At 69.2% G+C, this 22,566-nt stretch carries 14 protein-coding genes; 9 read left to right on the top strand and 5 right to left on the bottom strand.

Annotated features, from left to right (window positions below; all coding sequences use genetic code 11):
- Positions 1–2 precede the first annotated feature (2 nt).
- The 5 genes from J2S42_RS17320 (at position 3) to J2S42_RS17300 (ending at position 4,680) form a co-directional block, all read left to right on the top strand.
- Positions 3–1,196, top strand: coding sequence for an efflux RND transporter periplasmic adaptor subunit (locus tag J2S42_RS17320; RefSeq protein WP_307240418.1), 1,194 nt, complete (start codon positions 3–5; stop codon positions 1,194–1,196).
- Positions 1,193–1,882 carry an ABC transporter ATP-binding protein gene (locus J2S42_RS17315; RefSeq protein WP_307240416.1) on the top strand — a complete coding sequence of 230 codons (690 nt, stop codon included), beginning with the start codon at positions 1,193–1,195 and terminating at the stop codon, positions 1,880–1,882. Before J2S42_RS17320 ends, J2S42_RS17315 begins: the two co-directional genes overlap by 4 nt.
- Positions 1,879–3,072, top strand: coding sequence for an ABC transporter permease (locus J2S42_RS17310; protein WP_307240414.1), 1,194 nt, complete (start codon positions 1,879–1,881; stop codon positions 3,070–3,072). The genes J2S42_RS17315 and J2S42_RS17310 overlap by 4 nt, the downstream gene beginning before the upstream one ends.
- 12 nt (positions 3,073–3,084) lie before the next feature.
- Positions 3,085–3,669: a hypothetical protein gene (locus J2S42_RS17305; protein WP_307240412.1), complete on the top strand. Its 585-nt coding sequence runs from the start codon at positions 3,085–3,087 to the stop codon at positions 3,667–3,669.
- 129 nt (positions 3,670–3,798) lie between these two features.
- Complete coding sequence (locus tag J2S42_RS17300; RefSeq protein ID WP_307240410.1) at positions 3,799–4,680, top strand: CPBP family intramembrane glutamic endopeptidase; 882 nt, start codon at positions 3,799–3,801, stop codon at positions 4,678–4,680.
- A 45-nt stretch (positions 4,681–4,725) separates the two neighbouring features.
- Here J2S42_RS17300 and J2S42_RS17295 read toward each other — a convergent pair whose 3' ends face one another.
- Positions 4,726–6,111 (bottom strand): serine hydrolase, encoded by a 1,386-nt coding sequence (locus J2S42_RS17295; protein ID WP_307240408.1) that lies wholly within the window; start codon positions 6,109–6,111, stop codon positions 4,726–4,728.
- 108 nt (positions 6,112–6,219) lie between these two features.
- The gene (ligD, locus tag J2S42_RS17290) at positions 6,220–7,173 is read right to left on the bottom strand and encodes a non-homologous end-joining DNA ligase (RefSeq protein WP_307240406.1); all 954 of its coding nucleotides are present in this window, start codon (positions 7,171–7,173) and stop codon (positions 6,220–6,222) included.
- A gap of 46 nt (positions 7,174–7,219) precedes the next feature.
- Here ligD and J2S42_RS17285 point away from each other — a divergent pair, with 46 nt between their 5' ends.
- Positions 7,220–7,564: an MmcQ/YjbR family DNA-binding protein gene (locus J2S42_RS17285; protein ID WP_307240404.1), complete on the top strand. Its 345-nt coding sequence runs from the start codon at positions 7,220–7,222 to the stop codon at positions 7,562–7,564.
- 57 nt (positions 7,565–7,621) lie between these two features.
- On the opposite strand, the gene J2S42_RS17280 is transcribed toward J2S42_RS17285, so the two are convergent.
- Positions 7,622–10,699 carry a DNRLRE domain-containing protein gene (locus J2S42_RS17280; RefSeq protein ID WP_307240403.1) on the bottom strand — a complete coding sequence of 1,026 codons (3,078 nt, stop codon included), beginning with the start codon at positions 10,697–10,699 and terminating at the stop codon, positions 7,622–7,624.
- 357 nt (positions 10,700–11,056) lie between these two features.
- Here J2S42_RS17280 and J2S42_RS17275 point away from each other — a divergent pair, with 357 nt between their 5' ends.
- The 3 genes from J2S42_RS17275 to J2S42_RS17265 are packed head-to-tail and all read left to right on the top strand — an operon-like array spanning position 11,057 to position 19,647.
- A complete protein-coding gene (locus J2S42_RS17275) occupies positions 11,057–18,715 on the top strand; it encodes a ricin-type beta-trefoil lectin domain protein (RefSeq protein ID WP_370879195.1) in 7,659 nt (2,552 codons plus the stop codon).
- Position 18,716: 1 nt separating this feature from the next.
- The gene (locus J2S42_RS17270) at positions 18,717–19,367 is read left to right on the top strand and encodes a DUF6193 family natural product biosynthesis protein (protein WP_307240401.1); all 651 of its coding nucleotides are present in this window, start codon (positions 18,717–18,719) and stop codon (positions 19,365–19,367) included.
- A 28-nt stretch (positions 19,368–19,395) separates the two neighbouring features.
- Entirely contained in the window at positions 19,396–19,647 is a 252-nt protein-coding gene (locus J2S42_RS17265; RefSeq protein ID WP_307240399.1) for a hypothetical protein, read from the top strand.
- 139 nt (positions 19,648–19,786) lie between these two features.
- Here the strand turns inward: J2S42_RS17265 and J2S42_RS17260 are convergent, their stop codons facing one another.
- Both J2S42_RS17260 and J2S42_RS17255 read right to left on the bottom strand, forming a co-directional pair.
- Positions 19,787–22,150, bottom strand: a complete 2,364-nt coding sequence (locus tag J2S42_RS17260) for an ATP-binding cassette domain-containing protein (RefSeq protein ID WP_307240397.1) — start codon at positions 22,148–22,150, stop codon at positions 19,787–19,789.
- 8 nt (positions 22,151–22,158) lie between these two features.
- Positions 22,159–22,566, bottom strand: a complete 408-nt coding sequence (locus J2S42_RS17255) for a VOC family protein (RefSeq protein WP_307240395.1) — start codon at positions 22,564–22,566, stop codon at positions 22,159–22,161.

The following is a 22,566-nucleotide window of genomic DNA, read 5'->3' as shown; positions in this document are numbered from 1 at the left end:
CCATGCCTGAGGAGGACAACCGCCGGCGGCGCGGTCGCGTGCTGGCCGGCCTGGCCGCGGCCGTGGCCGTGCCGGCGATCATCGCGGTCGCGCTGGTCTGGACGCGCGACGTGGACGCTGCCACCGAGGAGCCGGCCGAGACGATCAGCGTGGGTACGGTCGCGGTCGAGCGCACCGACCTGTCGACCAGCCGGACGCTGCCCGGCACGCTGGGCTACGGCACGCCGCGCGCGGTCCGGGCCGGCCGGGACGGCGTCATCACCGGCCTGCCGGAGGCGGGCGCGACCGTCGACCGGGGCCAGCCGCTGTACCAGGTCAACGATGAGCCGGTCCCGCTGTTCATCGGCGCACCGCCGCTCTACCGCACGATCACCGGCGCGAACATGACGGGCCGGGACGTCGCGATGGTCGCGAAGAACCTCGCCGCACTCGGGTACGCGATCGGCGACCAGCCCACCGCCGGTCAGCAGGTCAAGCAGACGTACACGGAGGAACCGGCACCCGCGCCCTCGGCCACACCGGCCACCCCGCCCGCCCCGGTCAGCCGCACCGCGTGGGTGACCGTCCGGGACGGCGAGGGTGTGCTGACCGCCGCGCTCAGCGCCGCGATCAAGCGCTGGCAACAGGACACCGGCCTGCCGGCCGACGGCGTGATCGAGGTCGGTGACCTGGCCGTGCTGCCCGGCGCGGTCCGGGTCGACTCGCTCACCGCACAGATCGGCGATCCGGCCACCGGCGACCTCATGTCCGTCACCCAGACCACGAAGGTGATCACCGTCCAGGCGCCGGTCACCGACGCGGACGTGCTGAAGCCCGGCGGCGCGGTCACGCTGCGCATGCCGGACGGCACCGAGACGCCCGGCGAGGTCGGCGAGACCAGCACGGTCGCGCAGACGCCGGACGGCGCGCCGCCGGGCTCGGCGCAGCAGGTCAACGTCACGGTCACGATGAACGACCCGAAGGCGGCCGGCCGGCTCGACGGCGGCGCGGTCGAGGTGCGGGTCGAGGGCGAGACCAGGAAGGACGTGCTGGCCGTGCCGGTCACCGCGCTGCTCGCGCTGCGCGAGGGCGGGTACGCGATCCAGCTCGTGGACGGCCGGCTGCTCGCGGTCGCGACCGGCATGTTCTCCGGCGGCATGGTCGAGGTCAGCGGCGACGGCGTGACCGAGGGCCTGCTGGTGGTGACGACGTCATGACCCGGGTGCTCGCCGTCCGGGACGCCGCCCGGGTCTACCCCGGCGGTGTCACCGCGCTCGACCGGGTCTCGCTGAACATCGACGCCGGCGAGCTGTGTGCGATCGTCGGTCCGTCCGGCTCCGGCAAGTCGACGCTGCTCAGCATCATGGGCACGCTGGATCGCCCGACGTCCGGCACGGTCGAGCTGGCCGGCCACGACGTCGCCACGCTGTCCGACCGGCGGCTGTCCGCGCTGCGCGGCCGGTGGCTCGGCTTCGTGTTCCAGCAGTTCCACCTCACGGACGGGCTGACCGCGGTGGAGAACGTGGCGACCGGGCTGCTCTACGCGGGCGTGCCCCGGCGGAAGCGGCGCGGGATGGCGCTGGCCGCGCTGGACCGGGTCGGCCTCGGTCACCGGACCACGCACCGGCCGCACCAGCTCTCCGGCGGCGAGCGCCAGCGGGTCGCGATCGCCCGCGCGATCGTCAACGAGCCCGCGCTGCTGCTGGCGGACGAGCCGACCGGTGCGCTGGACACCGCGAACGGCACGGCGGTGCTGGATCTGTTCCACCGGCTGCACGCGGAGGGCACGACGATCGCGCTGATCACGCACGACCGGGACATCGCGGCCCGCATGCCGCGCCGGATCGAGGTCCGCGACGGCCGCATCGTGGCCGACCGCGTCGTCGCCCGGGGGCGCGCGTGAAACCGGTCCGCCTGGCACTCCTGGACGTGCTCTCGCTCGGCACGATCGGCCTGCGTACCCGCCCGATGCGCGCGGTCCTCTCCGCGCTCGGTATCGCCGTGGGCATCGCCACCATGGTCGCGGTCACCGCGATCCCGGAGTCGAACGAGCGCGCGCTGATGGAGGAACTCGCCGCGCTCGGCCCGAACCTGCTGCAGGTGAACGCGGCGGACAACCCGGAGCAGGACTTCGGGCTGCCGGCCGAATCGGTCGAGATGGTCCGCCGGATCGGGCCGGTGACCAGCGTGACCGCGGTCGCGAACACCCACGCGGTGGTACGCCGGTCCGACCTCACCGACCCGCGCGACGGCTCCGGCCTGTCCGTGCTCGCCGCCCGCCCGGACCTGCTCGGCACGCTCGAGGCCGGCCTGCACTCCGGGCACTTCCTGGACCGGGCCGGCGGCGAGTTCCCCACGGTGGTGCTCGGGTCGGTGGCCGCGTCCCGGCTCGGCATCCCGTCCGTACCGTCGAATGGCCCGCCGCCGCAGATCCTGATCGACCGGAGCTGGTTCGCGGTGGTCGGCATCCTCGCCACCACCCCGCTGTCCCCGGAGATCGACCGGTCGGTGCTGGTCGGCTGGGAGGCCGCGCAGGCCACGCTCGGCTTCGACGGCCGGCCGACCGTGCTCTACCTGCGGGCCCGCGAGCCGGCGATCGAGTCGGTGCGCGCGGTGCTGCCCGCGACCGTGCACCCGGCCGAGCCGAGCCGGGTGCGGGTCACGCTGCCGTCCGACGCGCTGTTCGCGAAGCGCGCCACCGAGCAGACGTTCTCCGTGCTCTTCGTCGGCCTGGCCGCGGTCGCGCTGCTGGTCGGCGGCATCGGCGTGGCCAACACGATGGTCATCTCGGTGCTGGAACGCCGCTCCGAGATCGGCCTGCGCCGCGCGCTCGGCGCACACCGTGGCCAGATCCGCATCCAGTTCCTCACCGAGTCGGTGGTGCTGTCCGCGCTCGGCGGCGGCGCCGGCACCGTGCTCGGCATCGTCGGCAGCGCCGCCTACGCCACCTGGCACGACCTGCCGGTGGTGATCCCCGCGCTCGCGGTCACCGGCTCGCTCGGCGGCGCGGTCGTGGTCGGCGTGATCGCCGGCGTCTACCCCTCCATCCGCGCGGCCCGGCTGGCGCCGACCGTCGCGCTCGCCTCCGCCTGAAAGGATCCCCACATGAACCGCTTGCGTGCCGGCCTCACCGGCATCGCGCTCGTCGCCCTGCTGACCGCCTGCGGCGCCGAACCCCCCGCCGAGGGTACGGCCGAGGCCGACCAGGTCGTCTCGCTCAGCTCCGCGACACCCGGCGCCACCGCTCCCGCCGCCACCGCCCCGGCGGAACGCCCGCTGCTGCGCCCGGACACCTCGGATGTGGAGGAGGAGCGGCTCTACGACGTGTGGTTCGACTGCCTGGAGGAGAAGGGCGGTCGGGGACGCGGGCCGAAGGAGGTCCCGGACGGCGACCGGGGTGCACCGGCACCCGGGCCGGCCGCGCCGGCCGCGCCCGACCCGGCGGCCGAGGCGCAGGACGCGGCCGCGCAGAAGGCCTGCGAGAACCTGGAGCCGGAGGCGCCCTGGCAGCGGGCCAAGCGCCTGGACCCGGACTACGCGGACAAGCTGCGCGACTGGATCACCTGCATCCGCTCGCACGGGATCGACGCCTGGGAGAGCGACGGCTTCGTGACGTTCGAGAGCCTGCCGCCGGACGACAAGATGGTGCTCGTCGGCGAGTGCGAGATGAAGGCGTTCAGCGTCTCCTGACCCGGTCCGGCAACCGGGGTACAGCCTGCTGTACCCCGGTTGACCAGGCTTCTTCAATGACCTCCGGCGCCCGTTCCGGTGGACTGGAACCCGTAAGCGACACGGTGACAGTCCTGATCGGAGACCACGATGCGGCGCCTCGTACAACGATTCCCGGTGCTGAGCTTCTTCACGCTCGCGTTCGGGCTCAGCTGGCTCTGCTGGGTTCCGTACATTCTCTCCGCGCACGGCCTGGGCCTGGTGCCGGACATCCGCTTCCCGGGTGGCGAGATCGGCGGCCAGCTGATCGGCGTGCTGCCCGGCGCGTACCTCGGCCCGCTCGGCGCCGCGTTCATCGTCACCGCGCTCGCCGAGGGCCGGGCCGGGCTGCGACACTGGGCACACCGGCTGACCCACTGGCGGGTCGGCTGGCGCTGGTTCTTCGCGGTGCTGCTGCTCGTGCCGATCGCGATCCTGCTCGCCCCGCTCGCGCTGCCCAAGACCTGGGGCACGCTCACCATGCCGAGCCTGATCATCCTGGCCGCGTACGTCCCGGTGCTGATCGGCCAGCTGATCACCACCGCCGCGGCCGAGGAGCCCGGCTGGCGTGACTTCGCGCTGCCCCGCCTGCAGGACCGCTTCGGCCCGGTCCTCGGCACCACCATCCTGGGCCTGCTCTGGGGCGCCTGGCACCTGCCGCTCTTCCTCACCGAGTGGGGCGGCCCGGACAAGCCGTGGTGGCTGCCGGTCATCTTCATCGCCAGTTGCGTCCCGCTCAGCCTGGTCATGACCTGGGTCTTCAACCGCACCGGCCAGAGCGTCCCGCTGATCATGCTGCTGCACGCCGGCATCAACAGCACCTACTCCCTGATCTGGCCCGAGGTCTTCCCCACCCTGGAATCCTCCGACACCATGTGGGGCCAGCTCATCGCCTCCACCACCGCCGCCCTCATCCTGATCATCGCCACCCGCGGCCGCCTCGGCCTCCAGGCCCCGAAGCCCACCCCGGCCCCCGCACCCGCTCTGGTCTGAAACGGAAAGGGCCCGGCTCGGCCGGGCCCTTTCGCATGCCTGCGGTCAGCGGCGGTGGGACTCGTAGTGGTCGATGATGGCGCCGAGCTGGGCGAACTTCTCCGTGTACTGGACCGGGACGGTGCCGGCCGGGGTCGGCGGGCGGTGGGGGTCGACGTACTGGTCGCCGAGGTTGGAGAAGACGGAGATGATGTAGTGGCGGCCGTTCTCGCCAGGGAGTGAGTGGACGATGCCGGAGTCGGCGCCGCTGTTCGGCACCCAGCCGGTCTTGTGGGCGAACGTGACCTCGGCCGCCCGGTTGCACGGCCGTACGTCCTCGCCGAACGCGTCCGTCCCGAGCGTCACGGTGCCGTCCGCGGCGATCCAGCGCGGCGCGATCTTCTGCGGGATGCCGGCCGCGGGGTAGTCACGACCGCAGAAGTTCGGCGTGGACAGCATCCAGTTGTAGCCCTGCTGGCGCAGCGTGGACTGGAAGAACTCGCGGGACGCGCGGCTCAGCTCGTTCTTCGTGACGCGGTGGCCGTTCGGCGCGGTCCACAGCGTGCCCGGGCCACCGTTCACGATCGCCAGCAGCTTCGCGGTGTCCAGCGACGTCATGGTGACCTCGTTGGTCCACCGGCCGCCGTTCGACGGGCGCGTGTTCTGCAGCCGCAGCGTCTCCAGGCCGAGGTCCTGGAACGTCCGGTTCAGCGCGTCGACCGCGTCGTTGTCCCAGAGGAACTTGATCAGCGCGCAGGCGGCCTCGTTCGACGACAGCGTGATCATGCGGTCGAGGTAGCCGCGCAGCGTGTCGTCGTAGTCCGGCCCGCACAGCGTGCTCGGCTCGGCCGGCCGGTACTGGTACGTGTCGTTCAGCCCTGCGGTGCCCTGGTCGACCAGGCGCAGCACGCCGAAGGCGACCATCAGCTTCAGCACCGAGGCCGGGTACGGCGACATGAAGTCCAGCGACGCGTCCTCCCGGCCGGGCACGATGTCGACCGTGCCCTGCGCCGCGTTCGCATACCAGCCGGCGTCGTCCCACTGGCGCCACCGTACGTCCGTGGTGTGCAGGTTCCGGTCCACGTCGACGATCACGCCGTCCGGGTGCTGCGGGCTCATCAGCACGGTCGCGGACCCGGTGATCCGGCCGGCCGCGTCCAGCTCCAGCACGGTGGCGTCGATCTGCGGGTGCTGCACGATCGGCGCGAAGACGGGCGCGCGGCGTACCGTGGCCAGCTCTTTGTCCGTCGTGACCACGGCGGCTCGCGCCGCGGCGGTGGTCGGCGGCGCCGTGTCCAGAACCTCTTCGAAGGCAAGGCCGTCGAGGGTACGCCGGAGGAAGTCGTCCAGCGGGGTCCGGCCCGCGGCCGCGGCGGACGGCGCGACGAGCACGCCGACGGTGACGGTCAGCGCGGCGGTCAGGCCGGCCAGTAGGTGTCTCTTCGTTCGCACGTTCTCAGCTCCGTCGTTCAGGGTTCCCCGTTGATTACCGCCGATCATTGTCCAATGCGGAGGGCCCGGCCGGAGTGTCTCCGACCGGGCCCCAGGGAAAATTCTTCGTCAGGACGCGTCGTCCGGAACGTCCAGACCGTCCCGTTCTGCCCACTCCAGCAGCGTCTCCAGCGAGTGCGCCGTGTCGTCGATGCCCGCGTGCAGGTCGCCGCGCGCCGCGAACCGCTCCGGCACGGTCCGCACCGTGAAGTCCCGCGGATCCAGATCCGCGATCTCCGCCCAGTCCACCGGCGCGGACACGGTCGCCTCCGGCACCCCGCGCACCGAGTACGCGCTGGCGATCGTGTGATCCCGCGCGTTCTGGTTGTAGTCCACGAACAGCGCCGCCGGATCCCGGTCCCGCCGCCACCAGGTGGTCGTCACGTCCGCCGGCGCCCGCCGCTCCACCTCCCGCGCGAACGCCAGCGCCGCCCGCCGCACGTCCGCGAACCCCCAGCGCGGCGCGATCCGCACGTACACGTGCAGCCCTCGCCCGCCGGACGTCTTCGGATAACCGGTGATCCCCAGCTCGTCCAGCACCTCATGGGCGACCGCGGCCACCCGCCGCACCCGGTCGAACGGGCAGTCCGGCATCGGGTCCAGGTCGATCCGCCACTCGTCCGGCTTCTCCGTGTCCGCCCGCCTCGAGTTCCACGGATGGAACTCGACCGTCGACATCTGCACCGCCCACAGCACGTCCGCGGTCTTCGTCACGCAGAGCTCGTCCGCATGCCGGCTATACCGCGGAAACGACACCCGCACCGTCTCCAGCCACGGCGGCGCACCGTGCGGCACCCGCTTCTGATGCACCTTCTCTCCCGCCAGCCCGTCCGGGAACCGGTGCAGCATGCAGGGCCGCTCCCGCAGCGCCCGCACGATCCCGTCCCCGACCGCCAGGTAGTAGTGCACCAGATCCAGCTTGGTCAGCCCGAGCACCGGAAAATACACCCGGTCCGGGTTGGAGACACGCACCTCATACCCGCCGGCCTCAACCACCACCGCCGGCGACTTACTGGCCGCCATGGTCCTGAATCTAGCCGGTACGCTCCCCTCATGCGGGATTCCGGCCATGGCTGACGCGTCCGACGTGCGGCGGATCGCGCTCGCGCTGCCCGGCACCGTCGAGATCGACAGTGCGGGCTTCGACTTCCGGGTCGGCGGCAAGGGGTTCGTCTGGTCCTATCCCGAGCGCATCCCCGGCAAGCCGCGCCGCATCCGTACCGATGTGGCCGTGTTGTTCGTCGGCGACGAGGCGGAGAAGCAGGCCCTCCTGCTCGGCGAGCCCGCGCTCTTCTTCACCGCACCGGGCTACGACGACCTCCCGCTCGTCATGCTCCGCCTGCCCGAGGTCGACGTCCCCCGCCTGACCGAGCTCATCACCGACGCCCACCAGATGCGCGCCGAGCCCGCCTGACCGTTCGCCGCCGGTCCCGCGGGGCACGCTGCCCCGCGGGACCGGCACCGGGAGTCGTCAGCCGAACGCCTTGAACTGCCGCCAGTCCGCCACGATGACGTCGCCGACCGGGTTGCCGAGCGCGGTCTTGCTCGGGTGGTAGAGCTGCAGGTATCCGGTGGCCGCGCTGCGTACCCACAGGTCCGGGATCTTGTCGCCGTTGGTGTCCGGGACGCTGATCATGGCGGTGGCCTCGGTGAAGCCGGTGCCGACCGACACGTCGCCGGAGCGCGAGCCGGCCGCCTTGGCGATCGACTCCAGCGTGACGCTGCCGGCCGCGGTGCCCGGCTTGCCGTGGCGCAGCGAGACGACGCCGCCGCTCAGGTCGCGCCAGAGCAGGTCCGGGGTGCCGTCCAGGTCCATGTCGGCGACGGTGAGGATCTCGCGGCGGTCCCAGCCGGCGGTGTCCAGCTGGACGGCCTGCTGGAAGCTGGCGCCGGTGTACCCGGTCAGCGCCCAGAACGAGGTCCCGGCGCGCAGGAACAGGTCCGGGTGCCGGTCGCCGGTGACGTCACCGACCGCCTTGATCTGGGTCCAGGTCGACGGGTCCGGCGCGTTCGGCGGAAGCAGGACCCGCAGGCGCCGGTCGACGTCGAAGCTGCCGTACCCGTCGCCCGGGTAGACCCAGAAACCACCATCGGGGGTACGGGCGAACAGGTCCGTGATGCCGTCACCCGGATAGACGTCCGAGTGCTTGGTGATCAGCGCCGCCTTGCCGGAGTTCCAGTCGTACCAGTGGCCCTCGGGGTTCGCGGTCCTGTCCTTGGTGTACGAGGCGGCGAGTGACTGGTCGAGCTCACCGTTGACGTCGCCCGGGTAGGTGCGCAGGTGCGCGTTGTGGTTGATCGCGACCAGGTCCGGCAGCCCGTCACCGGTCACGTCACCCGGGCCGTCCGCGGACGACTTCGGCGTGACGTAGAACGTGTAGACGGTCGGTTCGCTGCGGTTGCCGGCCGGGTCGTAGGAGCGGACCACGATCGTGGTCGGCCCCGCGTGCCGCGGCTTGATGTCCGGGACGGTCACGGTCCCGTTGGCCGCCGCGACCGTGACCGGGTTGATGCTGTCCAGCGCGTAGGTGAACGAGGCCGCACCGGCCGCGGTGAAGGTGAACCGGCCACCGGTGCCGAACGGCACCTTGGACCAGGTGGAGCCGTCCTCCGTCGCGGCCGGGAAGTCGTCGCTGGTCACGTCCGGTGGCTGCGGCGCGCTGGCGTCGACCAGGAGCCGGCAGGCCGGGGTGAACGCGGAGACCGCACCCATGTGGTCCTCGCCGCGCACGTCCCAGGAGTAGTTGGTCTTGTCCTCCAGCTGCGTGCTGGGGATGGTCACCGAGACCTTGCCGTTCGTGGTCGTGGTGACGACCGTGCCGCCCGGCAGGGTGCCGCCGGTCTTCCAGAAGCGGAACCGCAGGTTCTTGAGGTTGCCGTCCGCGTCGTTGCCGACCGCGCTGAGCACCAGGTTCGTCTTCGCCACGACCGTGGGCTTGGACGTGTCGTTGACGCAGCCGCCGCCGGGTGTGGTCACCAGGCTGGTGGGCACGCTGGGCGTGCGGTTCCAGACGGCGCTCAGCACCGCGGTGTTGGCCTGGAAGAGCCGCCAGGTCTGGGTGTCGGCCTCGTTGTTGGCGCGCATGCCGAGCGTGAGGTTGGGCCAGTACTTGTCGGACGCCTGCTGGACCGCGTTCTTGACGCTGAACTCCACGTACTTGTCGGCACAGCCGCTGCCGTATCCGTTGGCGAACCACACCGTCTGCTGGTGGGTCAGCCAGCTCGGCTGCTTGTTCCAGGTGGTGGTGTTGTCGATGCCGCCGGTGGCCCACATCTCGATCGGGCGGGTCAGGCAGCTCCAGGAGTGCGTGTTGAGCACCTTGAACGAGGCGGAGTCGATCGTCGCCCCGTGCATGCTGGTGTTGAAGCCCATCCGCCAGAACGCGCGCCCGGTGTTGCCCTGCTGGCTCTCGTAGCCGACGCGGGTCAGCGACGTCGTGCCGCCGGCGAAGTTCGTACCGTTCATGAAGACCTGGCTGGGGCTCTTCTTGTACGCGAACGTCCAGGCCTGCTGCCCGGAGGTGAGCGTCGGGTCGAGGAACACCGGGTAGGTCACGTCGCCGGTGAGCAGCCCGGTGGAGTCCGCGTCGAGGTGAATGCGCGCGGTGCGGGTGCCGTCGCCGTCCAGCCGCAGCGGCATGATCGCCTGACGCGCGCTCGGCTCGACGTAGCCAAGCCCGGACAGCGCCAGCACGTCGGCCGGGGTGGCGGTGGAGGTGCGCACCGGCTCGCCCGGGGCCAGCGTGCTGGTGCCGGACGAGTCCCAGGCGTACGGCGTGGGGATCGAGGAGATCTCCGTGCCGCTCGGGTCGCGCACGACGACGCCACCGGTCTCCGCCTGGTAGTGGAACGTCGCGGTCTCCGAGTAGAGCCCGAAGTCGGGGTGCCGCACCCGGTCCAGCGTGGCCGCCTGCGGTGTCTTGACGATCAGCATCTGCCCGAAGCCGCCTTCGGGCCGGGCGACCATCAGCAGGTCGACGCCGGCCAGCACCTCGGAGTAGAGCGCACGGTTGCCGTCGACCACCGGCACCGGCAGCGGGCCGGGCCAGGTGTAGGAGATCGTGTGTCCCTCGAAGTCCACCTCGGCCAGCACGGACGTGACGCCGGTGCCACCGCCGGTGCCGCCGGTCGCCGTGCCGCTCTCGCCACCGTAGAACCGGACCGGCGCGACCGGATTGGCCGGCCGCAGCGTGCCGGTGCGGTCGTCGCGGACCAGCGTGGTGTCGATCGGCGCCCACTGACCGGCCGCGTTCCTGGCCCGCTGCGGGACCGGGTGGATCTCGGTGCGCATCCGCCCGTCGGGCCGGGCCCAGGTCTGCTCGTGCGCGGTCGTCGCGGTCTCGACCAGCACTTCCTCGCCGGTGGCGGCTGCCTGGGCGCGCGCGTCCGCCTCGGTGCGCGGCCCGGTGGTGACTGGCGTCGCCGGTGCCGCGTCGCCGCGCGGTAACCACATCGGGAGCAGGCCGGCGATCAGCGCGGCGACCAGCAAGCCCGCTGTGCACGCCAACCGGGTACGCGTGCGCACGAACGGGCTGAGGAAGCGATGCACGGTCTACTCCCGAGGGCCAGGCGTCGATAAACGCGCATACGATCGCACGTTAGATCGTGTGTTCGAGTGTTATCAACTCGTGACGTATGCGGTGAGTCACCGTGAGTTACGGACGCCTCGTTGCCGTCTGACCGATTTACCGTGCGAAAAGCTCGCTTCAACGGGAGAAGTCCGATTGGCGAAGATCTAGCAACTTGCATGGATAGATCGTGTAATGCGGCGTGCCGCAGATCACGTTTGGCGAAGTGCCGTCACTCGATGTGATCTTGAGTTGGCATTCGCCGTCGCGCATAGTGCCCGAGCGCGCGCCATCAGTGGCGTGTCCCTTGTGGTGCCTACCGGCGGGAGTCGACACCAATGCGTTCCACGGGTCTTTGGCGGCGTCGCGCCCGCACCCTCCTCATCGGCGTGCTGACCACCACGCTGGTCGTCACCGGCACGGCCTCGCAGGGCCTGGCGCTCCCGCCGGACAACCCGGCGCGCGGCCAGAGCGCGGTCCAGCTGCCGGAGCTGCCGGAGATCGCGCCGATCGCCGAGAAGGAGGACGCGGAGAAGGACCTCACCACCGCGCCCGAGAACGAGATCGAGCCGTACGCGCCCACCGCGGTCACCCCGTGGCAGGCGGGCACCGGCACGGCCGACCTGACCGGCGTCGAGGCCGGCGAGTCGCTGCCGATCGCCGGCACGCCCGTCTCGATCGGCGTGCCGGAGGGCGGCGATCCGGCGGACCTGGCCGGCACCTGGAAGGTCGACCTGGCCGCGCCGGAGGCGTCGCAGACCGCCGGCGTACCCGGTCTGATCATGAAGGTCACGCCGCCCGCCGCCGCGGACCCGGAGGCCTCGGTCGCGCTGAGCGTCGACTACACCGCCTTCGCCGACCTGTACGGACCGCAGGCCGCCGACCGGTTCGGCATGATGCTGCTGCCCGACTGCGTCTACGACGCGCCGGCCAGCGGCGAGTGCGCGCCCAGCACCGAGGACCCCGCCCCGGCGGTGCGCAGCGACGTCGAGGTGATCCCGCCCCCGGCGAACGCGCGCAGCGCCGTCGGCGAGCGCCGCGTGGTCACCGGCGCCGTGCCGCTGTCCGGGCTGCTCGACGGCGCGCCCGCCGCCGCGAACGCCCGCGCCGCCGCCGCGGCGTCGTCCGGTGTCGTCGGTGCGCTGGACACCGGCGCCTCCTCCGCCGGCGACTTCACCGCCACGCCGCTGCTCTCCTCCGGCTCCTGGGCCGCGGGTCAGTCCTCGGGCGCGTTCACCTACTCGTACCAGGTACACGTGCCGGAGACCGCCGGTGGCCTGAACCCGAAGGTGGCGCTGGGCTACTCGTCGCAGACCGTGGACGGGCGCACGTCCGCCACGAACAACCAGGCCTCCTGGATCGGTGACGGCTGGGACTACAGCGCCGGCTCGATCACCCGCACGTACACCAGCTGCGCGCAGGACTCCAAGACCCCGGGCGCCAACAACAAGGACCACCGCTCCGGCGACATGTGCTGGGGCTCGCACAACGCCACGCTCTCGCTCGGCGGCTCGACCACCGAGCTGGTCTGGGACGACAACAAGTGGACCACCGCGAACGGCGACGGTTCCGTGATCACCCAGGTCAAGGACAACACGAGCGGCAACGGCGCCTGGCGCGGCGAGTACTGGGTCGTCACCACGCGGGACGGCACCAAATACCACTTCGGCCGGAACCGGCTGCCCGGCTGGACCGAGGGCAAGCCGGTCACCAACTCCGTGCTCAACGTCCCGGTCTTCGGCAACCACTCCAACGAGGACTGCTACCAGCTCAAGTTCGCCGACTCGTCCTGCTACCAGGGCTGGCGCTGGTCGCTCGACTACGTCGAGGACGTGCACGGCAACGCGATGAGCTTCTGGTGGGAGAAGGAGGGCGGCTACTACGCCCGGAACTTCGGCTGGAACAAGCCGGTCGCCTACGACCGCGGCGGCTACCTCACCCGGATCGACTACGGCCAGCGCGCCGACACCATCTTCTCCGCGCCGGTCCCGGCCAGCGTCGCGTTCTCCGTCGCCGAGCGCTGCTTCGACGAGGACGGCCTCACCTGCACCGACGCGAACTTCGCGTCGAAGGACCCGGGCAAGTACCGCATCTGGTACGACACCCCGGCCGACCTCAACTGTGTGGCCGGTAAGCAGTGCTGGAACGCGAACCCGTCGTTCTACTCACGCAAGCGCCTCGACAAGATCACAACCTCGGCCCAGCGGCACGAGCACAGCACCGCCCGGCAGACCGTCGACGAGTACCAGCTCCGCCAGTCGTTCCCGATCCTGAAGACCGGCCCGAACACCGCGCTGTGGCTGGAGTCCATCCTGCGCACCGGCTACGACCGGGCCGGCGCGGCGGGCCAGAAGATCACGCTGAACCCGGTCCGGTTCGAGTCCAACCCGGAGGACATGCCGAACCGGGTCAAGGACGACAGCCGCCCCAGCTTCTCCCGGCTGCGCATCGCCCGCGTCATCAACGAGTACGGCGGCGAGACCGTCGTGACGTACAAGCTTCCCGAGGGCGACTGCAAGACCGGGCAGAATCTGCCGCGCAAGGACCAGGCCGCGCTGCTGAAGAGCAACAACCGGCTCTGCTACCCGACCTACTGGCACCCGGACCCGGCCGTCGAGGACATCGACTGGTTCCACAAGTACGTGGTCGAGTCCGTCGAGGAACTGCCGAACGTGCTCGGCGCGCACGGCACGAAGACCGCCTACGCGTACGACGGTGCCGCCTGGCGCCTGGCCGACGCGGAGTTCTCCAAGAAGTCCACCCGGACGTACTCGCAGTTCGCCGGCTTCGCCAAGACCACCGTGCTGTCCGGCGTCGACGACCCGGCCATCGGCAGCCGCCGCACCAAGGCCGTCACCCGCTACTTCCAGGGCCTCGGCGACGACGTCACGGTCGAGGACAGCGCGGGCGTGGAGATCGCCAAGGACCGCGAGCCGTTCGCCGGCCGGGTCGCCGAGGAGCTGACCTACTCGTCCGCGACCGCCGCGGACTCCGACTGGCTGACCCGCTCCGTCACGTACCCGGAAGCCACGGAACTCGCTCGCCGCAACCGGGCCGACGGCGTCAGCCCGCTGATCGCGTGGCGGATCACCGAGCCACGGCAGAAGTCGTGGGCCCGGTCGTCCGGCACCGGCGACGACAAGCGCACGACCCGCGAGGTCGAGACCAAAACCACCTTCGAGGGTACGTACGGGCTGCCGACCTTCATCGAATCGCTCGGCGACACCGGCAAGTCCGGTGACGAGTCGTGCACCAGGACGACCTACTACCACCAGACCGGCCGCAACCTGATCGGCCTGACCCAGGAGATGCTCGCCAGCCCGACGCTGTGCGAGAACGCGACGTGGACCGACCTGAAGTCGCTGGCCGGCGGCGGACGCACCGCCTATGACGGCAAGGCGTTCGGGGTCGCCCCGGCGGACAACTCGCGCGGCCTGGTCACCGAGACGTTCTCGCTGAAGGCGGACGGCACCGGCTTCCAGTCCGGCGGCACCACCGAGTTCGACGCGATCGGCCGGGTCATCGCCACCACGGACGTGGACGGCAAGAAGTCCACGATGGAATACCGGCCGGCGACCGGCCAGGCGTTCTGGATCACCACGAAGAACTCGCTCGGCCACACGCAGACCCAGGAGGTGGAGCCCGGCCGCGCCACCACGCTCAAGACCACCGACCTGAACGGTCACGTCAGCGAGGCCCGCTTCGACGCGCTCGGCCGCCTGGTCGAGGCCTGGTCGCCGGGCCGCACGCCGACCGCGACGACGCTGCCGGACTTCAAGGCCGTCTACACCACGCCGGCCGGATCACCGCCGTACGTCACGACGTACACGCGGGGGCACGAGAACAAGACCCAGGTGTCGGTCACGCTGTACGACGGCCTCGGCCGGGAGCGGCAGTCGCAGGAGGAGGCGGTCGGCGGCGGCCGGCTGATCACCGACACGCTGTACAACAGCTCCGGCGAGGTGTGGCAGTCCAACAACGCGTACTTCGCCACCGGTAAGCCCGAGGGTTCGCTGTTCACGCCGCTGGCGGACACGGCCATCCCGAACATGACCCGCTACACGTACGACGGCATGGGTCGTGTTCTTGAGGAACTGCCTGTTCTGAACGGTTCGGCGAAGCCGGAGCGGGCCACCCGCTACGAGTACGGCCTGGACCACTCGACCGTGATCAACCCGGCCGGTTCCAGCTCCTACCGGATCTGGTCGGACGCGAACGGCCGCACGACCCGCATCGACACCTTCACGGACGCGGCGCGGACGACGTTCACCAGCATGCGGTACGAGTTCGACACGCGCGGCCAGATGGTCAAGGCCCGGCACTCGGAGGACCCGGACCGGCCGTGGTCGTGGGGCTTCGACCAGCGCGGCCGCATGATCGTCTCGACCGACCCGGACGCGGGCACGTCGACCACGACGTACGACCACCGGGATCGCCCGGTCACCACGACGAACGCGCGTGGCGTCACGACGTGGACCGGTTACGACGAACTGTCCCGGCCGATCGCGCAGCGGCTCGGGTCGGCCACCGGCCAGCTGCTGGCCGGTTACACCTATGACACGGCGCCGGGTGGCGTCGGACTGCCGGCGTCGGTGACGAGGTACACGAACAACGAGGCGTACACGCAGACGGTCGGCGGCTACACCAACGACTACCAGCCGACGTCGACGACGCTGACGTTGCCGCAGTCGGTGGCGGACACGTGGGGTTTCAAGACCTCGTACACGTACTCGTACACCTACACGGACACGGGTCTGCCGGAGTCGTCGGTGTTGCCCGCGGTCGGGAGCCTGCCGTCGGAGAAGCTGCTGGTCCGGTATTCCAACGACGGCCTGCCGCTGTCGGTGTCCGGCCAGGACTGGTACGGCACGGAGACGGTGTACTCGCCGTACGGGCAGGTGGTTCGGTCGACGCTCGGTTCCCAGCCGTACCGTGTCTGGGCTCTTGCGGATTATGACGAGGCCAGCGGTGAGCTGAAGCGCAGCCAGGTGTTCCGGGAGCAGACCGGTAACAAGCTGCTGGTGTCCGGGAACCTGGTGTCTCAGCGTGACTACGCGTACGACGCGGCCGGGAACATCACCGACATCCAGGAGCGCAGCACCGGTATCGAGGAGCGGCAGTGCTTCACGTATGACGCGCGTGGTCAGCTGACGAAGGCGTGGACGTCGAAGAACGTGATGACGTGCGGTTCCGGCCCGGTCGCCACGGACGGCACGGTGCTGGCCGGTGCGGGCGTGGACAAGACGGGTTACTGGCAGGAGTACACCTACGACCTGCTCGGCAACCGTACGAAGCTGGTCGAGAAGGATCTGACCGGCGACACCGCCAAGGACGCGACGACCACCTACTCCTACGGCGCCGCTGACGGTAGCCAGCCGCGGACGTTGACGAAGGTCGGCAAGAAGTACACGACGCCGGCGGGTGCCCAGGTGACGGCGGAGGCGACGCGGCTGTACGAGTTGACCGGTGAGACGAAGTCGGTCACGTCGATCCAGAACGGTGACAAGCAGGAGCTGTCCTGGACGTATGACGGCCAGATCGAGTCGATCACCGGTCAGGGCGGGACGGGCAAGACCGAGTATGTGGGTCTGGGCGGTAAGTGTCTGGACCTGAAGTCGGGTGTGCCGGCGGCGGGTGTGCCGCTGCAGCACACCGCGTGCAACGGCACCCTGGCCCAGAAGTTCACCTTCACCCCGGCTCCTGGTCAGTCGAACCCGAACCTGGGCACACTGTCGATTCTTCAGGATTGGTGTGTCGTTCCGGCCGGCTCGACCGCGGGTTCTGCGCTGCAGGTGCAGAAGTGTGACGGCACCGCTGCGCAGCAGGTGGCCCGTAACACTTCCGGTCAGCTGATCCACCAGCCGTCCGGTCTGTGCATCGCGGTGCAGAACACGTCTGGTGCAAACGGCACTCCGGTCGTGTTGGCGACGTGCGGTGCTGGTGCCGAGCAGAAGTGGGAGCCGCAGAACCAGACCCGTCACATCTACGGCCCTGGCGGCTCGCGTCTGATCACCGTCCAGGGCCGCCAGGCGACGCTGATGCTGGGCGAGACGACGCTGACCGTGCAGACCGGTGGTGTGCAGGTCTCCGTGCAGCGCAACTACGCCGCCCCCGGCGGCGGGGTGATGCGCTACACGAACGCGTCCGGTTCCGGCATGGTCGCCGTCGCCTCTGACCCGCAGGGCACGCCGTCTGCTGAGGTCGCTTTGGCGGACGGGATGGAGACCCGAATCCGTAAGCAGGACCCGTTCGGTAACCAGCGCGGTGTCGCCACCCTCGGCTCAAAGATGGAGACGAAGGCCGGCTACCTCGGCGCGACTCCGGATGACGCTTCGGGTTACGTGCCGCTGGGTGCGCGTCTGTATGACCCGGTGGTGGGCCGGTTCCTGTCCGCCGACCCGCTGCTGGACTTGGCGGATCCGGTGCAGAACAACGGCTACTCCTACGCCCACAACAACCCGATGACCCTGTCCGACCCGTCGGGCTTGTCGGTGGCGTTGTCGGCGTCGGAGATGGACGCGGCGTACAAGGGTGCGGGTCTGTCGACGGCGCAGGTGGCGCAGGCGCAGGCGGCGATGAACTCGTCGCTGGTGTCGGTCATCCTCGGTGCCGCCTGGAACATTCTGGCCGAGTTCCTGGGCATTAACGACGCGATCAACTGCTTCGGCGGTGACATGTGGGCGTGCGGGTCCTTGATCATCGGTGCTGTTCCGTGGGGCAAGATCGCCAAGATCCCGAAGATCGCCAAGGCCATCGACCTGACGATCTCCGCCGTCAGAGCGTGGCAGACCGCCCGCAAGATCGCCGAACGCGTCATCGCCGCCGCGAAGGCTGCCGAGGCGGCGTTCATCGCGGCTAAGAAGCTGGCTGCGGAGAAGGCGAAGAAGGCCGCGCAGGCTGCGGCGAAGAAGGCCGCCGATCTGGCGAAGACCGCCAGCGCCAAGGCGGCTGACATGACGAAGAAGACCGGCAACCCCGCACAGAAGAGCTCCCAAGCCAAGGCAAACCCGACCAGCTCCTCCGCCGCCAGCAGCGGGGGTGGGGGCGGGAAGAAGCCGGCGGCACCGGCGTCCAAGGGCGATGACACCAGCGGCGGCGGTCGCAGCGACGGCGGCAGTAGCGGGGGTAGCTGCCAAGTGCCCGACAACAGCTTTGTTCCCGGCACTCGGGTCCTCATGGCCGACGGCACGTCGAAGCCAATCGAGGAGGTGAAAACGGGCGACGCCGTTCAAGCCACCGAAGCCGAAACCGGCGAGACCCAGACCAAGACGGTGATCGCAACCATCACGGGTCACGGCGTCAAGCACCTGGTCAAGATCGTCATCGACACCGACGGCGAGCGCGGCACGGACACCGCCGCGATCACCGCAACCGACGGCCACCCCTTCTGGGTCCCTGAACTGGGCCAGTGGCTGGACGCCACCGACCTCCAGCCCGGCCAATGGCTCCAAACCAGCGCCGGCACCTGGATCCAGATCGCCGCCATCGACCGCTGGACTACCCAGTCAGCGACGGTCCACAACCTCGCCATCAGCGACATCCACACGTACTACGTGCTCGCCGGGTCGACCCCTGCTCTCGCGCATAACTGTAATGTAGCGCTTGGGCAGAAAAAGGCAGGAACTTACCAGTGGGCAGAGCAAGAAGGTTTCGAGCATTATGGCAATCTGTCGCCTGATGAGTGGATGGGCCCAGTCAAGGATGACATCAGGAACTCCAAGATAACCCTTCATGTCAATCTAGAGGAAATGGGCAGTTTTGCGGAATCGGCCCGCGTTGGATTTTTGGGGTCCGGCGGAGGCGCGGACCTTGAGATGTCCTGGATAGCTACGGCCGTCATGCGAGGCGAGCGGAGCTGGAAGTCGGTGCTCTTCTATCGAAAAGTGGGTGATGTTATGACGGAGGTCTCCGTTCCTGAACCAGATTGGTCACAGTTCACGCCCTATAAATGGTGGACTGATCCGCCGACTGAGTGCCGATGCTCCAAAGGGAAGTGAAGTGCAGGTGGATCAAATGCTTGCGAATCTGTATCCAGACATAGTTGAACTGGGTGGACTGTCGAATGCTGCTCGAGAGGCGATTGCCGAACGTGGCCTTCTGGTCTCAGTTGGGTCCGATAGTGGGTCTGCCTGGACCGCTCGAGTCGAGGCTGACCGAGGAATCTGCTATCTGAATGTCGGCGCCCGTGAGAGGGTATTCTTTTTCGAGATTCATCGTCGCAACTACAGGATTGTGTGGGCAAGTGGTGCATCTCCTGACTTCGACGTCGTTATCTCTGTCGTTTGTCAATGGCTTCATGGTCGTAGGGCGTTTGAGATAGCTGAAGAGTTTTCTTTCGTCCGCGTCGGGCCGCTTGCCGATATTGATGGAGATTTGAACTTGACGGCAGCGCAGTGGGCATCCCTGCTGGAAGATGAATCCAATCTGAATGAGCGACCGATGCTGGAATCGGCCTTCGGCGACAGGCGGGCTCGTGCCCTCTATCCGGCTTTGACGCATGGCGTTTTGCGATTGAGCTATGATATGGGTCGGACAGGAGGGCGAGAGGTTCGAATCTTTGGCCTAGGGGAAGGCCTCTATCGAGTTGAAGGCCATGGAATCGAAGGCAGCGTAGTGGTCCACTCAATTGCCGAAATTGCCTTCGAATGAATTTTTTCCTCCTGGCTGGCGTTCCGCGTTGACGATCATCACCGGCGACGCTATGCACCGCCAGAAAGACCACGTCGCCTACCTCGCTACCCGCCGCGCCCGCTGGCTCCTCACCGTCGAAGACGACCGGCCCCTCCTGCGAAAACAACTCGCCAGTCTGCCCTGGCGGGCCGTCTCCGACGCCACCCGCGCAGAAGACCGAGGCCACGGACGCCGCAAGATCCGCACGCCGAAAACCCTGACCGTCGCCACCGGAATCGACTTTCCGCACGCCACCTGAGCCGCCTCTTCAGCATCGATGACATTCTCGAATTTGTTCGGACATCCGTTTTCGATGGTCGAACGCATTTGTAGGGAAGTGGACTCTAAAGCGCGGGGAGTGACTCGCTGTGGCTACGCGCTGTAGGCGAGGAAAGGGCCTAAAGCTTGTGCACGCCGACGTAGTCGGCGAGGTGCTGGCCGGTGAGCGTCGACCGTGACCTGACCAAAGCCTCGGGCGTGCCCTCGAAAACGATCTTCCCGCCGTCATGGCCGGCGCCGGGGCCGAGGTCGATGATCCAGTCGGCGTGGGCCATGACGGCCTGGTGATGCTCGATCACGATGACCGACTTGCCGGAGTCGACCAACCGGTCCAGCAGGCCGAGGAGCTGCTCCACGTCGGCCAGGTGGAGGCCGGCGGTGGGCTCGTCGAGGACATAAGTGCCGCCCTTCTCGCCCATGTGGGTGGCGAGCTTCAGGCGCTGGCGTTCGCCGCCGGAAAGCGTGGTCAACGGCTGCCCGAGCGTCAGATAGCCCAGCCCGACATCGACGAGGCGGGTGAGGATCGCGTGGGCGGCGGGCGTCCGGGCTTCGCCCTCGCCGAAGAAAGCCGCCGCCGCCGCGACCGGCATGGTCAGCACCTCGCTGATGTTCCGCCCGCCGAAGCGATACTCCAGCACCGACGCCTGGAACCGCTTCCCCTCGCAGTCCTCGCACGTGGTCGCCACCCCGGCGATCATGCCGAGATCGGTGAAGATCACCCCGTTGCCGTTACACGTCGGGCAGGCACCCTCGGAGTTCGCACTGAACAGCGCAGGCTTGACCCCGTTCGCCTTCGCGAACGCCTTACGGATGGGCTCCAGCAAGCCGGTATACGTGGCCGGGTTGCTGCGCCGGGAGCCGCGGATCGCGCCCTGGTCGATCGCCACGACGCCATCCAGCGGCGCGACCGAGCCGTGGATCAGCGAGCTCTTGCCGGACCCGGCCACCCCGGTGACCACGACGAGCACGCCGAGCGGCACATCCACGTCCACACCGCGCAGGTTGTGTAGCTCAGCACCGCGGATCTCAATTTTGCCAGTAGGCGTACGCACCGACGGCTTCAACGAAGCCCGATCGTCGAAGTGCCGCCCGGTAACGGTGCCACTGCCACGCAGGCCGTCAACCGTCCCCTCGAAACACACCTCACCACCCCCGGTCCCCGCGCCGGGACCCAGGTCGACGATGTGGTCCGCGATCGCGATCGTCTCCGGCTTGTGCTCGACCACCAGCACCGTGTTGCCCTTGTCCCGCAACCGGAGCAGCAGGTTGTTCATCCGCTGGATGTCGTGCGGGTGCAGCCCGGTGGTCGGCTCATCGAAGACATACGTGACATCGGTCAGCGGCGACCCCAGGTGCCGGATCATCTTGACCCGCTGCGCCTCCCCGCCGGAAAGCGTGCCCGCCGGCCGTTCCAGCGACAGGTAACCCAGCCCGATCTCGGTGAACGAGTCCAGCGTGTGCCGCAACGTGTCCAGCAGCGGCGCCACCGACGGCTCCTTCAGCGACGCAGCCCACGCCGCCAGATCGGAGATCTGCATCGCGCACGCGTCCGCGATGCTGATCCCCTTGATCTTGCACGCGCGCGCCCCCTCGCTCAGCCGGGTCCCGTCGCACTCCGGGCAGGTCTGGAACGTGACCGCCCGCTCGACGAACGCGCGGATGTGCGGCTGCATCGCCTCCACGTCCTTCGACAGATACGACTTCTGGATCGACGGAATCAGCCCCGTATACGTCAGGTTGATGCCGTCCACCTTGATCTTCGTCGGTTCCCGATAGAGAAGATCGTGCATCTCCTTCTTCGTGAACTTCTTGATCGGCTTGTCCATGTCGAACCAGCCGCTCCCCGCGAAGATCCGCCCGTACCACCCCTCCATGCTGTAGCCCGGAATGGTCAGCGCGCCCTCGCCCAGCGACTTCGTGTCGTCGTACAGTGCGGAAAGGTCGATGTCGTTGACGGTGCCGCGTCCTTCGCACCGCACGCACATCCCACCGACCCGGGAGAACGTCGCCTTCTGCGCCTTGGTGGCGGCCCCGCGTTCGACGGTCAGCGCCCCGCTGCCGCTGACCGACGCGGTGTTGAACGAGAACGCGCTGGGCGGCCCCAGATAGGGCTTGCCGATCCGGCTGAACAGGATGCGCAGCAGCGCGTTCGCGTCGGTCGCGGTGCCCACGGTGGAGCGCGGGTCCGCGCCCATCCGCTGCTGGTCCACGATGATCGCCGTGGTCAGCCCGTCCAGCACGTCGACGTCCGGCCTCGCCAGCGTCGGCATGAAACCCTGGACGAACGCGCTGTACGTCTCGTTGATCATGCGCTGGGACTCGGCCGCGATGGTGGCGAAGACCAGCGAGCTCTTGCCGGAGCCGGACACGCCGGTGAACACGGTCAGCCGCCGCTTCGGCAGCTCGACGCTGATGTCCTTGAGGTTGTTCTCCCGGGCGCCGTGCACCCGGATCAGGTCGTGGCTGTCGGCGACGTGACTCATGAGACCCCTCAGGCCTGCTGGATGCGGATCAGGTTTCCGGCCGGGTCGCGCACCGCGCAGTCGCGCACCCCGTACGGCTGGTCGGTCGGCTCCTGCACGATGTCCGCGTCCGCGGCCTGGAGCCGGTCGAACGTGGTCTCCAGGTCCCTCGTGGCGAGCAGGATGCCGGCGTACGTGCCCTTCGCCATCATCTCGGTGATGACGCGGCGCTCGTCGTCGGTGATGCCCGGGTCGACCGCGGGCGGGGTGAGCACGATCGACGTGCCGGGCTGGCCGGGCGGGCCGACGGTCAGCCACCGCATGCCGCCGAACCCGACGTCCTTGCGCACCTCGAAACCGAGCAGGTCGCGGTAGAAGCCGAGCGCGGCCTCCGGGTCGTCCTGCGGCAGGAAACTGGCGTTGATGGAGATGTCCAT

Origin of the sequence: Catenuloplanes indicus (assembly GCF_030813715.1) — a bacterium.
GTDB lineage: Bacteria > Actinomycetota > Actinomycetes > Mycobacteriales > Micromonosporaceae > Catenuloplanes > Catenuloplanes indicus.
This window is presented reverse-complemented; position numbering and strand designations above follow the sequence as displayed.

Excerpts from the sequence above, each read along its gene's own strand:
- J2S42_RS17300 (WP_307240410.1), top strand. The coding sequence starts at position 3,799 with ATGCGGCGCCTCGTACAACGATTCCCGGTGCTGAGCTTCTTCACGCTC.
- J2S42_RS17260 (WP_307240397.1), bottom strand. The coding sequence starts at position 22,150 with ATGAGTCACGTCGCCGACAGCCACGACCTGATCCGGGTGCACGGCGCC.
- J2S42_RS17275 (WP_370879195.1), top strand. The coding sequence starts at position 11,057 with ATGCGTTCCACGGGTCTTTGGCGGCGTCGCGCCCGCACCCTCCTCATC.
- J2S42_RS17315 (WP_307240416.1), top strand. The coding sequence starts at position 1,193 with ATGACCCGGGTGCTCGCCGTCCGGGACGCCGCCCGGGTCTACCCCGGC.
- J2S42_RS17285 (WP_307240404.1), top strand. The coding sequence starts at position 7,220 with ATGGCTGACGCGTCCGACGTGCGGCGGATCGCGCTCGCGCTGCCCGGC.
- J2S42_RS17255 (WP_307240395.1), bottom strand. The coding sequence starts at position 22,566 with ATGGACATCTCCATCAACGCCAGTTTCCTGCCGCAGGACGACCCGGAG.
- J2S42_RS17305 (WP_307240412.1), top strand. The coding sequence starts at position 3,085 with ATGAACCGCTTGCGTGCCGGCCTCACCGGCATCGCGCTCGTCGCCCTG.
- J2S42_RS17320 (WP_307240418.1), top strand. The coding sequence starts at position 3 with ATGCCTGAGGAGGACAACCGCCGGCGGCGCGGTCGCGTGCTGGCCGGC.
- ligD (WP_307240406.1), bottom strand. The coding sequence starts at position 7,173 with ATGGCGGCCAGTAAGTCGCCGGCGGTGGTGGTTGAGGCCGGCGGGTAT.